The organism is Lysobacter alkalisoli (assembly GCF_006547045.1).
Lineage (GTDB): Bacteria > Pseudomonadota > Gammaproteobacteria > Xanthomonadales > Xanthomonadaceae > Marilutibacter > Marilutibacter alkalisoli.
In genome coordinates this window covers 2,570,550-2,583,126 of record NZ_CP041242.1, presented here as the reverse complement: position 1 = coordinate 2,583,126, position 12,577 = coordinate 2,570,550, and the positions used below count along the sequence as shown (strand labels likewise).

The window sequence follows — 12,577 nt, the reverse complement described above, 5'->3', positions numbered from 1 at the left end:
TATTCAATGGAGCCGGATTCCATGCGTTCTTCCATCCTGACAACTGCCATCGCCGTCGCCATTGGCAGCGCCAGCTTCTCGGCCGCCGCGGCCCCCAGCGATCAGGAACTGGCCCAGCTCAAGGCCCAGATCGAGGCGCTGCAGGCCAAGGTCACCGAACTGGAAAGCCGCACCGACGCCCAGTCGGACGTCAACATCGATACCGCCGCGAAGCTGGACACGCTGAACACAGGTTCGGCCAGGGTCGAGACCAAGGGTGGTTTCAAGGTCACCTCCGCGGACAAGAAGTACGAGGCTTCGCTCGGCGGCCGCATCCATTTCGATGCCTACGCCTTTGACCGCGACGAGGCCAGCACCACCGGCACCACCGAGTTCCGCCGCACCCGCCTGACCCTGTCCGGCAAGGCGCTGGGCTGGGACTACAAGGTCGAGCAGGACTTCTCGGCCGGCAGCACCACCGACGGCTACCGCGACGTGTTCATTGCCAGAAGCGGCCTGGGCGGCAAGTGGACCATCGGTCACTTCAAGCCGTACCGCTCGATGGAGGAGCTGACCAGCTCCAACGAGATCACGATGATGGAGCGCCCGTTCTCCTCGGCCAGCGGCCTGTACGGCGGCCGCCAGTTCGCGCAGGGTCTGGGTTACCTGACCGGAGGCGACAACTACACCTTCGGTGCGACCGTGTACAACACCCGCAACGCCAGCGGTCCGCGCAACGAAGGCATGGGCGCGGCGGCGCGTGCGACCTTCGCGCCGATCAACGACGACGACAACACGTTGCACCTTGGCCTGTCTGTCAGTCACGAGAACGCCAACAAGGGTTCGGGAGACATGCGGGCGGCGGTCGCCTACGCCGGTCGTCGCGGTCCGTCGCAGACCATCGCCACCACCACCGGTGCCAGCGGCGATTCAGTGGATTCGTTCGGGCTGGAATTCGCCGGTGCGTTCGGCCCGCTGTTCTTCCAGTCCGAATACGCCAAGGCCAAATTCGGCGCGCCGCTGGGCGCCAGCCAGGATGTGGAGAGCTGGTATGTGATGGGCAGCTGGTTCCTGACCGGCGAGCACAAGCCGTACAAGGCCGGCAACGGTGTGTTCGGTTCGCCCAAGGTGGGCGACACGGGCGCATGGGAGCTGACCGCGCGTTACGACAACATCGAGAACAAGGATGTGTCCGATCTCGAGGTCAGTTCGTACATCCTCGGCCTGAACTACTACATCACCCCGAACGTGCGCGTGATGTTCAACTACACCAAGGGCGACAACGAGTTCACCGGCGACAAGACCGGGCAGTACGCCGTCCGCACGCAGTTCAGCTTCTAGGCGCTTCGCCTCTCTCGCTGTCGAAGCCGGCGCCCCCGTTTACAGCGGGGGCGTTTTTTCTTTGTTTCTCCCGTTTCCGGGGATGCCGGCTTCGGCCAGAGTCGCCGTCCGGCGGAGTGGGGGTTCGCAACTTCGGCTGGCTTTTTGTTCGAGCGCCGGCCGCGTGTCCAGAAGCCGGTGGCCATGGGTTTGCGGGACCTTCCGAAACATGGATGTTTCGGAAGAGCCTACATGGACGTACTTGCGGCGTGTCCCGCAAACCCATGGCCGCTGGCTTCCCCGCAGACAATCCCGCAATAGGGAAAAGAGTCTTGTTTTGAATCGGCTACGTCGGTTTGCCTGGCGTCTTGTCCTTGAACTTGCAGATATCCCGGATCACGCACTGCGGACAATCCGGCTTGCGCGCCTTGCAGACGTAGCGGCCGTGCAGGATCAACCAGTGGTGCGCATCGTGCAGGAACTCCGGCGGCACCGTTGCCAGCAGCGCGTCCTCGACCGCGCGCACGGTCTTGCCCGGCGCCAGCCCGGTTCGGTTGGAGACGCGGAAGATATGCGTGTCCACTGCCATCGTCGGCTCGCCAAATGCAGTGTTGAGCACCACGTTGGCGGTCTTGCGGCCGACGCCCGGCAGGGCTTCCAGCGATTCGCGGTCACGCGGCACCTCGCCGCCGTGCTTCTCGATCAGCTGCTGCGCCATCGCCACCACGTTGGCGGCCTTGGTGTTGTACAGGCCGATGGTCGAGATATACGGCTTGAGCCCCTCCACACCGAGCGCGGCGATCTGTTGCGGCGTGCTGGCGACCGGGAACAGCCTGCGCGTGGCCTTGTTGACACCGACATCGGTCGCCTGTGCCGACAGCGTCACCGCCACCAGCAGTTCGTAGGGGGTGCTGAATTCCAGCTCAGTGGTCGGCTTCGGGTTCAGCCATTTCAGCCGTTCGAACAGTTCGACCACCTCGGCCGGCTTGAGCTTGGAGACCCGACGGGTGGCGCGTTTCCTCGCAGGTGCGTTGCGTGCGGCGACCTTGCGCGAAGTCGTCCCGGCCATCAGCGTCCCCGCTCCGCGGCACGGGCCCTGGCCCGAGCCAGCGCCGCCGCCGCCGCGTCGGGCAGAGGCGGGCGGGTGCGGCCGGGCGCCGGTTGTGAAGCGGTCGCGGTTTTCTCGCGGCGCTCCCGGCGTTCTTCGGCGAGGCGCTGCAGCCGGGCCTGGCGGTTGCGGAAACGCTCGCGCGCGGCGAGGGCGCGCTCGCGGGCGGCGCGGGCATCGGTCAGCTTCCCGCGGCAGGCAGGCGAGCAGCCGGGGCAGGGCGCGACCGTCATCAGGCCCAGGTCGATCGCGCGATCCAGATCGTCTGCGAGCAGCGCCTCGATCACGGCATGCACAGCCGTAGCGCCGGCATCACCGCAATCGCAGCCGGAGCAGATTCGGCTCACGCGCCCTTGAACGCCGGCTTGCGGCGCTCCAGGAAGGCGCTGGTGCCTTCGCGCATGTCGTCGGTGGAGAAGATCAGCCCGAACTGGCTGGCCTCGTACTCCAGCCCCTCCTCGATCCCGCACTCGCCACCGACGTCGATGCAGTCGAGGATGCCGCGCAGCGCCAGCGGCGCCGAGCCGGCCAGCTGGGCAGCGATCTTCATCGTCTCGGTTTCGAGCTCGGCCGCCGGCACCACCCGGTTGACGATGCCCAGTGCCTGCGCGCGCGCGGCATCGATCGGTGCGCCGAGCAGGCACAGTTCCAGCGTGGCGGCACGGCCGGCCAGGCGCAGCAGGCGCTGGCTGCCGCCGAAGCCCGGGATCAGGCCGAGGTTGATCTCCGGCTGGCCGACCTTCGCGGTATCGGCGGCGATGCGCAGGTGGCAGCACATCGCCAGTTCCAGCCCACCGCCGAGGGCGAAGCCGTTGATCATCGCGATCACCGGCTTGGGCATTCTCTCGACCCGGCGCATCATCCGCTGCCCTCGCAGCGAGAAATCGCGGCCCTGCACCGGGGTGAGCGTGTTCATCTCGGCGATGTCGGCGCCGGCGACGAAGGCCTTGGGTCCGGCTCCGGTCAGCACGACGGCACGGACCTGGTCATCGACCGCCGCCGCGGCGAACGCGGCATCCAGCGCGTCCAGGGTGGCGGCGTTGAGTGCGTTCAGCTTGTCGGGACGGTTGACGGTGATGACGAGGACAGAGCCTTCGCGGCGGATCAGCAATGGAATCTCAGACATATGAATAGGTGTTGGCAGGGCGAAAGGTGAACGAAGTCCGGTTTTGTGCGCACGGTGGGAGCTGTGGCATCAGCGGCGGGAACTCGGTCGGCCATGTCCGGTCACAGCTGGTGGCGTCAGTGGCGGTTAAGCCGCGGCGCCGGTATCCTAGCGCGTCCGGGCAAGCCTCGTGTGTCCGTCCGGACCCCAAGACCGGTACTTGAGCGGTCGTCATGTCGTATGGGCGATCCGCCCGGTTCCGCGCCACATATCGGAGGTTTTACCGAATGAAGTTGCGTTTTCTCGCAGTTGCCACGACTGCCTTGGTCCTCGCCGCCAGCGCTGCCGCTGCCCAGGACACGTCCTCGGAGCAGGGCAAGCTGAGCTACGCGCTGGGCTATGACCTGGGCCGCAACGCCGTCGAGAGCGGTGAAGCCGTCGACATCAACACCATCATCAAGGGCCTGCAGGACGGCTACGCGAAGAAGGATCCGGCGGTACCGGTCGACCAGCTGCGTACCGCAGTGCAGAACATGCAGCAGCGTCAGACCGCCAAGGCCAAGGCCGAGTGGGACAAGGCCTCGGCCGAGAACAAGAGCCGCAGCGACACCTTCCTGTCCCAGAACCGGGCCAAGAGCGGCGTGCAGACCCTGCCCAGCGGCGTGCAGTACCGCGTGATCGAGACCGGCAACGGTGCCAAGCCGACCCAGGCCAGCACTGTCGGCCTCGAGGTCGCCGGCCCGTACGCCTGGGGCGAACGTCCGAACCCGGCGCGCCCGGCGCAGAACATCCCCGAGATCAAGCTGAGCGAGATCGAGATGCCGGCCATGCGCGAGGTGCTGCTGCAGATGCCGGCCGGCTCCAAGTGGGAAGTGACCCTGCCGCCGGACAAGGCATACGGTGCCGACCCGCGGACCCCGTTCCCGCCGAACGTCGCTGTCCAGTTCGAAATCAAGCTCGCCACCGTCAAGTGACGATTTGGCCCGTGCGCGCTTTGCGCGCACGGCTTTGCCAGATCGTCATCCCGGCATGCTTTTTTTTGCCCGGGATCCAGCTTTCGACTTTGACGTTGACTTCGCCGCCCGCACAAAACGCGGGCGGCCTTGTTTAAGAAGCGCCTCATGAATTACCCGTTCCGTGCCGTCCTCAGCCCCTGCATCGGGGTGTGCAGTCTCGATGAGGAAGGTGTCTGCGAAGGCTGCTACCGTACCTCCGACGAGATCGCACGCTGGCCGCAGATGAACGACGATGAGCGTCTCCGCATGATGGAAACGACCCTGCCCGAGCGGGAGACCAGTCGCAGGTGAGCGCGCCGGTGCCCGGAACCTGGCCACAGGACTGCCCGGGGCTGGATGCCGCTCTGCATCCGCTCACCGCGCCGCCGGCCGGATCGGGATGGAACATCGACGAGATCCGCGATCTGCTTCCCCCGGACGTGCCGGCTGCCGAAGCCGCTGTGCTGGTTGGCCTGGTGCCGCGTGACGGCGTGACCCACGTCCTGCTCACCCGCCGCACCGCCGGCCTGCGCAACCACGCTGGCCAGGTCAGCTTCCCGGGAGGGCGGATCGAAACCGGCGATCCGGATGTTGTCGCCGCCGCGCTGCGCGAGGCGCATGAAGAAATCGGATTGCCGCCGGGCAATGTGAGACCGCTGGGTTTCCTGGACCCGCTTGCGACCATTACCGGGTTCCGGGTGACGCCGGTGGTGGCGAGCATTGCCGGCGGTTTCGTGCCGCGTCCGGACCCGTCCGAGGTCGCCGAGGCGTTCGAGGTCCCGCTCCGCTACCTGATGAACCCGGTCAATCTGACCCGACAGGAGATGCATTTCGGCGGCCGTCGTCGCGAGGTACTCGAGTTTCGCTACCCTGAACAGCGCATATGGGGCGCGACAGCCTCGATGCTGCTGAACCTGCGCGAGCGCCTGACGCAGGCGCGAACCGGAGTATGACGATGGGCGGTGCGTGGAGCAGCTGGGTTTCCGCCGTGGAGGTGGCCGATGCGCTCGGTCGTGACGATCTCGTCGTGGTCGATGCGCGCTTCGAATTGGCAGTCAAACAGGCTGCCCCGGATGTCGGAGAGGTGGCGTGGCGGCAGACTCGCATTCCAGGCGCGCGATACGCGCATCTCGACCGCGACCTGTCCGACCGGAGAAAGATCGAGCACGGCCGCCATCCGTGGCCGGATGCTGCCGACTTCACCGCCAGGCTCGGCGCATGGGGCATTTCGCCGTCGAGCCAGGTGGTGGCCTACGACGCCGCTGGCGGTGCGTTGGCCGCGGCACGGTTGTGGTTCCTGTTGCGCGCGCTCGGCCATTCGCGGGTCGCCGTACTCGACGGCGGCTGGCAGCACTGGCAGGCGCTCGGCTTGCCGGTCGAGGCCGGTGAGCCTGCGCCTGTTGCTCCGAAGGCTCCGTATTCCGGCAGCTTCGATCCGGACCTGCTGCTCGATGCCGGCCAGGTCCAGGCCCATCTCGACACCGGCGGCCTGCTGGTCGACGCGCGCGCCCCCGAGCGGTTCCGTGGCGAGGTCGAGCCGATCGATCGCGTCGGTGGCCACGTACCGGGCGCGCTCAACCGGCCGTTCGCGGCCAACCTGGTCGACGGCATGGCGAAACCGGCCGACGTGCTCGCGCTCGAATTCGAAACGTTGCTGGCTGGACGCGAGCCACGCGAACTGGTCGCGATGTGCGGCTCGGGTGTGACCGCGTGCCACCACCTGCTGGCGATGGCGCACGCCGGCCTGCCCGGGGCGCGTCTGTTCACCGGTTCCTGGAGCGGCTGGATCGAGGATCCGGCACGGCCGGTCGCGACGGGGGACTGAGTCCGCTTCTCTTCGGAGATCCCCGCGCATGGGAGAAGAACCTTATTTCCCCAGGCTGGCGACCAGCGCTTTCAACGCCTGCTGGGTGCCCTCGTCGTACCAGCGGTCGATGAAGACATCGAGCTGGATCAGTTCCGGTTCCAATGCGGCGGCAATGTCGGCGCGGGCGATCGCACGGGTCTGCAGCATCGCCTCGCGCGGCAGCGCCAGCAACTGTTCCAGCCAATCCCGCGCACGCTGTGCGACCGTGTCGATATCGGCCAGTTCGTCGACCATGCCGAAGTCCAGCGCCTGCTGCGCATCGACCATCTCGCCGGCGACCAGCAGTCGCTCCGCGCGGTACGGACCGACCACGCGGCGCATCAACCGCTGGATACCTTCCGGCGCGACCAGGCCGACCCGGGTCTCGTTGAGGCCGATCCGGAATGGGCCCGATGCCATTACCCGATAATCGCAGCACAGCGCCAGCACGCAGCCGCCGGCCGGGGCATGACCGGCGATCGCCGCCGCCACCGGCACCGGACATGCGGCGAGCGCCTCGGCGGCAGTGAAGAACGATTCCCAGGCGGCTTTCAGTGCCGCCTTGTCATCGCCCAGCGACAACAGATAGGGCACGTCGAGGCCGGCGGAGAACACCTTGGGACCACCGCTGAGGACGATGCCGTGCGCGCCGTCCTCTACCGCCGCGGCCACAGCCCCGCGCAGGGCGTCGCACAGGGCCGGGTCGAGAGCATTGACCGGCGCCCGCGCGAGCCGGAGCTCGGTCACCTCGCCGTGATGGAGGGTTTCGACCAGCTCGCCGTTCATGGGCGCACGCCCTCCGGCCACTGGTAACGGACCGTGTAGGTCAGGCGGGTTTCGCCCTGGGCCGGCACCGGCACTTCGAATTCCACGTTCTGTGCATCCTTCTTCTGTGCCGGCAGGCTGCTGGCGGTGATTTCCCAGTCGCGCCAGCGCTGCATCGGTTCGAGCACACGCACGGTGACCTCTTCGTCCTTGGCATTGCGTACGGTGACCGCGAACGACTCGGTGATGCGGCGACGGTTGTTGTCGACATTGAAGGCGGTCGCTTCGCGGTCGGCGGTGATGTCGAACGCCTTGCCGACCCGCAGCCGGACCTCGTTGCCGGCAGGGGTGTGGCCGAGCATCGATTCGCCGAGGAAGTCGCTGCCGTCGAACACACGCACGCGACCGGCCGGCAGCGGTTGGCCGAGTCCGGCTTCACGATCATTGTCGAACGACACGCTGACATTGACCGGCATGCTGCCGGTCAGGCCGCGCTGGTCAGGGGCGAGCATGGGGCGCGGTGGCGTCCAGTCGCTGGTCCCGGCATCGGTTACGTAGTCACGCGAGCAGGCGACGGCCTGGCGCGGCGCGAACAGCGGCAGCCGCTCGACCGCACCGTTGCTGACCCGGCTCGTGCCCGGCACCACGTAGGCGTGGTACTCGCCCGAACCGCGGACGACCGGCATCGGCGGAGCCGCTGCAGCCATCGCGAAGTCGGCCGCGACCTCCGCGCGGTAGCGGTCACCCATGTACCCGCTCTGGCGGGCGCGTGCAGGTTGGCCGGCCACCAGGGTCAGATTGGCATTGTCGAACCCCACGCCGGAGCGGTTGATCACCAGCGCGGCGCCGTCCAAGGCCAGGCTGCAGTCGGCGCCGGGCGCGATCGTGGCCAGGTACTCGGCCCGCCACGCCATGCCGCTCATCGGGTAGCTGAGCACGAAGCTGGCATCGCCGGCCTGTTCGGCCTCCACCGTCCACTGCAGGTTCGCTTCGCGCGGCAGGGTGTTGCCGGTGGCAGCGATGCTGAAGTTGTCGTAATCGCGGATGACCTTGATGCGGCCATCGTTGAGCGCGAGGCTGAGGCCGTCGCTGGCGGCGAGCAGAATGCCGCTGTCGGTCTGCTTTGCGCTGCCGGCCGTGTGCTCCACCGTGACCCGGCGGCCGATGGCACGGCCGAGGACGTCATCGGTCCCCGACAATGCGGCCACGTAGCGCTGGCCGATGATGTTGACGTTTCCGCTCTCGGGGCGAAGCAACGCTGCTTCCACGTCCATCGAGGGAGGCACATTGCTGGCACTGATCGCGTTGCTGCCGGCGGCGAGCTCGTAGCGCAGATTGCGATCGACGAGGGCATACCCGGGCATGCCCGAGCGGGCCGGGATGCTGTCCCGAGGGCTTCGTAGTCGCCGCTGTAGACCGTCAGGCGGGTGCCGACGCTACCGCCAGTGGTCGTGGTTTCGCTGTCGGTCGGCGCGCTTGTCTCGACGGAGGGTCTGGCAGGCGGGGCGCCGTCGGGTGGCCCGGAGGGGGAGCATGCCGCGAGCAGGCAGGCGGCTGGCAGGCAGACGACGATCAGCGGCAGGGATTGCTGTGGGCGACGCATCTCGGACTCCGTACACGACCTTGCGGCCATCATAGAGCCTGCAGCGGAAACGTGTTTGCTGGAAACGTACTCCTTACCCTGTCGAGCAGGCCTCGCGCACGGCGTCGGGCAGTGGCGCGGCCTGGCCGGTGGCGCGGTCGATCCAGACCATCACCACGTTGCCGTCGCAGTACAGCGTGTCGTCGTTGCCCTCGTCGACGATGCGATGGCCGATGCTCAGGCTGGTGTTGCCAAGGCGCTCGACGAACAGCTCGATCGCGATATTGGCCGGCCACTCGATCGGGCGCCGGTAGTTGAGGTGGGCGGCGGCGACCACCGGTGCCACGCCATCTTCCAGCCCCTGGCCCGGCACGCCGATCATCCAGCACAGGCGTGCTTCTTCCAGGAACGTCAGGTACCTCGAATTGTTGACGTGATTGAAGGCGTCGAGATCGCTCCAGCGCACCGTCATCGGCGTGCGCAGCAGAACGACTGGCCGTGCAGCAGCCGCGTCGACAGGGGGACGGGCGTCTTGTCGCCCCGGGACGGTGCGGTGTCCGCTTTCCGTTCGTCGGGAGTCTGGACGGCCCTGGCAGGTGTTGTCGCGTCCGGTTTGGCCTTGGCGCCGGTCCGCTTGCGTGTCGCGGTCTTGCGCGCTGCTTTCTTCGCGGCACCCTTTTTCGCCGTCGGCCTGGTCGCCGAGCCGGCAGGTTGCGGGGAGGTGTCGGCCTTGTCGCCGGTACGTTCGCTCATGCGGTGGTTTTCTTCTTGCGGGGTGCGCGGCGACGTGCCGGGGGGGCGGAGGCTGGATTGGCAGCCCCGTCATTGGCGATCTCCAGCAACGGTGCGAGGAAACGGCCGGTGTGCGAATGGGGCATGGCAGCGATCTCCTCGGGTGTGCCGGTGGCGATGATCTGGCCGCCGCGGTGGCCGCCTTCGGGGCCGAGGTCGACAATCCAGTCGGCGGTCTTGATCACGTCCAGGTTGTGCTCGATCACCACCACCGTGTTGCCGTCGTCGCGAAGCCGGTGCAGCACCGCGAGCAGGTGCTCGATGTCGTGGAAGTGCAGGCCGGTCGTCGGCTCATCGAGGATGTACAGCGTGCGGCCGGTGTCGCGGCGCGACAATTCCTTCGACAGCTTCACACGCTGCGCCTCGCCGCCGGACAGCGTGGTCGCGCTTTGGCCGAGCTTGATGTAGCTCAGGCCGACGTCGATCAGGGTTTCGAGCTTGCGCGCGATCGCCGGAATGTTCTCGAACAGCTCCAGTGCGTCCTCGACGGTCATCTCCAGCACGTCGTGGATGTTGTAGCCCTTGTAGAGGATTTCCAGCGTCTCGCGGTTGTAGCGTTTGCCGCCGCAGACGTCGCAGGGTACGTAGACATCGGGCAGGAAGTGCATTTCGACCTTGATCAGACCGTCGCCCTGGCAGGCCTCGCAGCGGCCGCCGCGGACGTTGAAGCTGAATCGGCCGGCCGCGTAGCCGCGTGCGCGCGACTCCGGCACCTGCGCGAACAGCTCGCGCAGCGGAGTGAACAGACCGGTGTAGGTGGCCGGGTTGGAGCGCGGGGTGCGACCGATCGGCGACTGGTCGATGTCGACCACCTTGTCGAACAGCTCGATGTTCTCGACCGAGGCATGCGCCGCCGCGGTCTGCGAGGCGCCGTTGAGTTCGTTCGCCGCGATCGCGTACAGGGTGTCGTTGATCAGGGTCGACTTGCCCGAACCGGATACGCCGGTGACGCAGGTCAGCAGCCCGGCGGGGATGCCGAGATCGACATCCTTGAGGTTGTTGCCGCAGGCGCCACGCAGGTGCGCGATCGCCTTGGGATTGGGCTTGTTGCGCTTGGCCGGGATCTCGATCCGTTTGCGCCCGCTGAGGTACTGGCCGGTCAGCGAGCGGGGTGCCTCCAGCACGTCCTGCAGCTGACCCTGGGCGATGATCTCGCCGCCGTGCACGCCGGCGCCGGGGCCGATGTCGACGATGTGGTCGGCCATCCGGATCGCGTCCTCGTCGTGCTCGACCACGATCACCGTGTTGCCGAGGTCGCGCAGTCGGGTCAGTGTGCCAAGCAGGCGCTCATTGTCGCGCTGGTGCAGCCCGATCGAAGGCTCGTCGAGCACGTACATCACCCCGACCAGGCCGGCGCCGATCTGGCTGGCCAGGCGGATACGCTGCGCCTCGCCGCCGGACAGCGAGTCAGCCTTGCGTTCGAGGGTGAGGTAGTCGAGGCCGACGTCGACCAGGAAGCGCAGCCGGTCGGCGATCTCCTTGACGATCTTGACCGCGATCTCGCCACGCCAGCCCGGCAGCTCCAGTGCCTGGAAGAACGCCAGTGCCTCGTCGACCGGCATCACCACGATCTCGGGCAACGGGCGCTCGGCGACGAACACGTTGCGCGCAGCGCGGTTCAGGCGTGCGCCGCCGCATTCGGGGCAGGGGCGCTCGCTGATGTACTTGGACAGTTCCTCGCGTACCGCCGACGACTCGGTCTCGCGGTAACGGCGTTCGAGGTTGGGCACGATGCCCTCGAAGCGGTGCTTGCGCTGGGTGCGGCTGCCTCCATCGGTCAGGTAGGTGAAGGCGATCTGCTCCTCACCGCTGCCGAACAGCACTGCGTTGCGCACGTTTTCGGGCAGTGCCTGCCATGGGGTGTCGACGTCGAAGTCATAGTGCTTCGCCAGCGACTGGATCATCTGGAAGTAGTAGGCGTTACGGCGATCCCAGCCGCGCACCGCGCCGGCGGACAATCCGAGTTCGGGATGGATCACCACCCGCGTCGGGTCGAAGAACTGCGCCACGCCGAGGCCGTCGCAGTGCGAGCAGGCACCGGCCGGAGCATTGAACGAGAACAGCCGCGGCTCCAGGTCGGGCAGGGCGAAGTCGCAGACCGGACAGCTGTAGCGCGAGGAGAACAGCAGCGGCTCCGCCTCGGGATCGTCGAGCGAGGCCACCGAGGCCATGCCGTCGCCGAGCTTGAGCGCGGTCTCGAACGACTCGGCCAGGCGCTGTTTCATGTCCTCGCGCGGGCGGAAGCGGTCGACCACGGCCTCGATCGTGTGCTTCTGGCGCAGGGCCAACGGCGGCACCGCGTCGATCTCGTGCACTTCGCCATCGACGCGGACACGCACGTAGCCCTGCGCGCGCAGTTGCTCGAACACCTGGGCATGCTCGCCCTTGCGATCGCGGACCACCGGCGCCAGCAGCATCCAGCGCTGCCCTGCATGATCGCCATCGGTGGAGCCGGGCTTGTCTGCGAGCGCGATCACCTGGTCGACCATCTGGCTGACGGTCTGGGCCTCCAGCGGGTAATGGTGGTCCGGGCAGCGCGGCGTGCCGACGCGGGCATAGAGCAGGCGCAGATAGTCGTAGATCTCGGTGATCGTGCCGACCGTGGAGCGAGGGTTGTGCGAAGTCGACTTCTGCTCGATCGAGATCGCCGGCGACAGGCCCTCGATGTGATCGACATCGGGTTTCTCCATCACCGACAGGAACTGCCGCGCGTAGGCCGACAGCGACTCGACGTAGCGGCGCTGGCCTTCGGCGTAGATGGTGTCGAACGCCAGCGACGACTTGCCCGAGCCCGACAGCCCGGTGATCACGATCAGTTTGTCGCGGGGCAGGTCGAGGTCGACGTTCTTGAGGTTATGCGTCCGCGCGCCGCGGATGCGGATGGTATCCATGCGTGGTGGGGGCCTGCAGGGTCGTGGAGCAACATCTGTGGGGGAGCCGCCCGACACGGCGGCGAACAGCTGAGCGTATCGGCTGGCTGATTTGGGGGCAAATCCGGAGAAGAGAATTGCGGCCAGCATGGTGTCAGCAGTGATGGCCTCGGTCCCGGAGTTCCGATCCGATCCGTCCGCGCCGCTGCCACGGC

The 12,577-nt window shown here is 67.3% G+C and carries 11 protein-coding genes and 1 pseudogene; 4 read left to right on the top strand and 8 right to left on the bottom strand.

The annotated features are described in order from the left end of the window. The first annotated feature begins 21 nt into the window (after positions 1-21). The gene (locus FKV23_RS11305) at positions 22-1,320 is read left to right on the top strand and encodes an OprO/OprP family phosphate-selective porin (RefSeq protein ID WP_167285177.1); all 1,299 of its coding nucleotides are present in this window, start codon (positions 22-24) and stop codon (positions 1,318-1,320) included. A gap of 325 nt (positions 1,321-1,645) precedes the next feature. Here the strand turns inward: FKV23_RS11305 and nth are convergent, their stop codons facing one another. From nth to FKV23_RS11290, 3 genes are read right to left on the bottom strand one after another with little or no spacing between them, the layout of a single operon-like run. Next, positions 1,646-2,368, bottom strand: coding sequence for an endonuclease III (gene nth, locus FKV23_RS11300; protein ID WP_141623931.1), 723 nt, complete (start codon positions 2,366-2,368; stop codon positions 1,646-1,648). Continuing rightward, the gene (locus tag FKV23_RS11295) at positions 2,368-2,745 is read right to left on the bottom strand and encodes a hypothetical protein (protein ID WP_407067675.1); all 378 of its coding nucleotides are present in this window, start codon (positions 2,743-2,745) and stop codon (positions 2,368-2,370) included. Before FKV23_RS11295 ends, nth begins: the two co-directional genes overlap by 1 nt. Positions 2,746-2,750: 5 nt before the next feature. Further along, positions 2,751-3,533, bottom strand: a complete 783-nt coding sequence (locus FKV23_RS11290) for an enoyl-CoA hydratase/isomerase family protein (protein WP_141623930.1) — start codon at positions 3,531-3,533, stop codon at positions 2,751-2,753. A 266-nt stretch (positions 3,534-3,799) separates the two neighbouring features. Between FKV23_RS11290 and FKV23_RS11285 the strand changes: the two genes are divergently transcribed. From FKV23_RS11285 to FKV23_RS11275, 3 genes and pseudogenes are all read left to right on the top strand, one after another. Further along, complete coding sequence (locus FKV23_RS11285; protein WP_141623929.1) at positions 3,800-4,486, top strand: FKBP-type peptidyl-prolyl cis-trans isomerase N-terminal domain-containing protein; 687 nt, start codon at positions 3,800-3,802, stop codon at positions 4,484-4,486. A gap of 147 nt (positions 4,487-4,633) precedes the next feature. After that, positions 4,634-5,460 (top strand): annotated as a pseudogene (locus tag FKV23_RS11280) (NUDIX hydrolase). Beyond that, positions 5,457-6,332, top strand: a complete 876-nt coding sequence (locus tag FKV23_RS11275) for a sulfurtransferase (protein ID WP_141623928.1) — start codon at positions 5,457-5,459, stop codon at positions 6,330-6,332. Before FKV23_RS11280 ends, FKV23_RS11275 begins: the two are co-directional and overlap by 4 nt. A 42-nt stretch (positions 6,333-6,374) precedes the next feature. Here FKV23_RS11275 and FKV23_RS11270 read toward each other — a convergent pair whose 3' ends face one another. The 5 genes from FKV23_RS11270 to uvrA form a co-directional block, all read right to left on the bottom strand. Next, positions 6,375-7,139, bottom strand: coding sequence for an enoyl-CoA hydratase/isomerase family protein (locus tag FKV23_RS11270; protein ID WP_141623927.1), 765 nt, complete (start codon positions 7,137-7,139; stop codon positions 6,375-6,377). Then, positions 7,136-8,482 (bottom strand): DUF4139 domain-containing protein, encoded by a 1,347-nt coding sequence (locus FKV23_RS11265; RefSeq protein WP_141623926.1) that lies wholly within the window; start codon positions 8,480-8,482, stop codon positions 7,136-7,138. The genes FKV23_RS11270 and FKV23_RS11265 overlap by 4 nt, the downstream gene beginning before the upstream one ends. Positions 8,483-8,794: 312 nt before the next feature. Next, entirely contained in the window at positions 8,795-9,172 is a 378-nt protein-coding gene (locus tag FKV23_RS11260) for an acyl-CoA thioesterase (RefSeq protein ID WP_141623925.1), read from the bottom strand. After that, positions 9,169-9,453 carry a hypothetical protein gene (locus FKV23_RS11255; protein ID WP_141623924.1) on the bottom strand — a complete coding sequence of 95 codons (285 nt, stop codon included), beginning with the start codon at positions 9,451-9,453 and terminating at the stop codon, positions 9,169-9,171. The genes FKV23_RS11260 and FKV23_RS11255 overlap by 4 nt, the downstream gene beginning before the upstream one ends. After that, positions 9,450-12,383 carry an excinuclease ABC subunit UvrA gene (uvrA, locus tag FKV23_RS11250; RefSeq protein ID WP_141623923.1) on the bottom strand — a complete coding sequence of 978 codons (2,934 nt, stop codon included), beginning with the start codon at positions 12,381-12,383 and terminating at the stop codon, positions 9,450-9,452. Before uvrA ends, FKV23_RS11255 begins: the two co-directional genes overlap by 4 nt. Positions 12,384-12,577 lie beyond the last annotated feature (194 nt).

Bases quoted from the DNA above. Each gene is read 5' to 3' on its own strand.
- FKV23_RS11305 (WP_167285177.1), top strand. From the start codon at position 22: ATGCGTTCTTCCATCCTGACAACTGCCATCGCCGTCGCCATTGGCAGC.
- nth (WP_141623931.1), bottom strand. From the start codon at position 2,368: ATGGCCGGGACGACTTCGCGCAAGGTCGCCGCACGCAACGCACCTGCG.
- FKV23_RS11290 (WP_141623930.1), bottom strand. From the start codon at position 3,533: ATGTCTGAGATTCCATTGCTGATCCGCCGCGAAGGCTCTGTCCTCGTC.
- FKV23_RS11285 (WP_141623929.1), top strand. From the start codon at position 3,800: ATGAAGTTGCGTTTTCTCGCAGTTGCCACGACTGCCTTGGTCCTCGCC.
- FKV23_RS11275 (WP_141623928.1), top strand. From the start codon at position 5,457: ATGACGATGGGCGGTGCGTGGAGCAGCTGGGTTTCCGCCGTGGAGGTG.
- FKV23_RS11270 (WP_141623927.1), bottom strand. From the start codon at position 7,139: ATGAACGGCGAGCTGGTCGAAACCCTCCATCACGGCGAGGTGACCGAG.
- FKV23_RS11265 (WP_141623926.1), bottom strand. From the start codon at position 8,482: ATGCCCGGGTATGCCCTCGTCGATCGCAATCTGCGCTACGAGCTCGCC.
- FKV23_RS11260 (WP_141623925.1), bottom strand. From the start codon at position 9,172: ATGACGGTGCGCTGGAGCGATCTCGACGCCTTCAATCACGTCAACAAT.
- FKV23_RS11255 (WP_141623924.1), bottom strand. From the start codon at position 9,453: ATGAGCGAACGTACCGGCGACAAGGCCGACACCTCCCCGCAACCTGCC.
- uvrA (WP_141623923.1), bottom strand. From the start codon at position 12,383: ATGGATACCATCCGCATCCGCGGCGCGCGGACGCATAACCTCAAGAAC.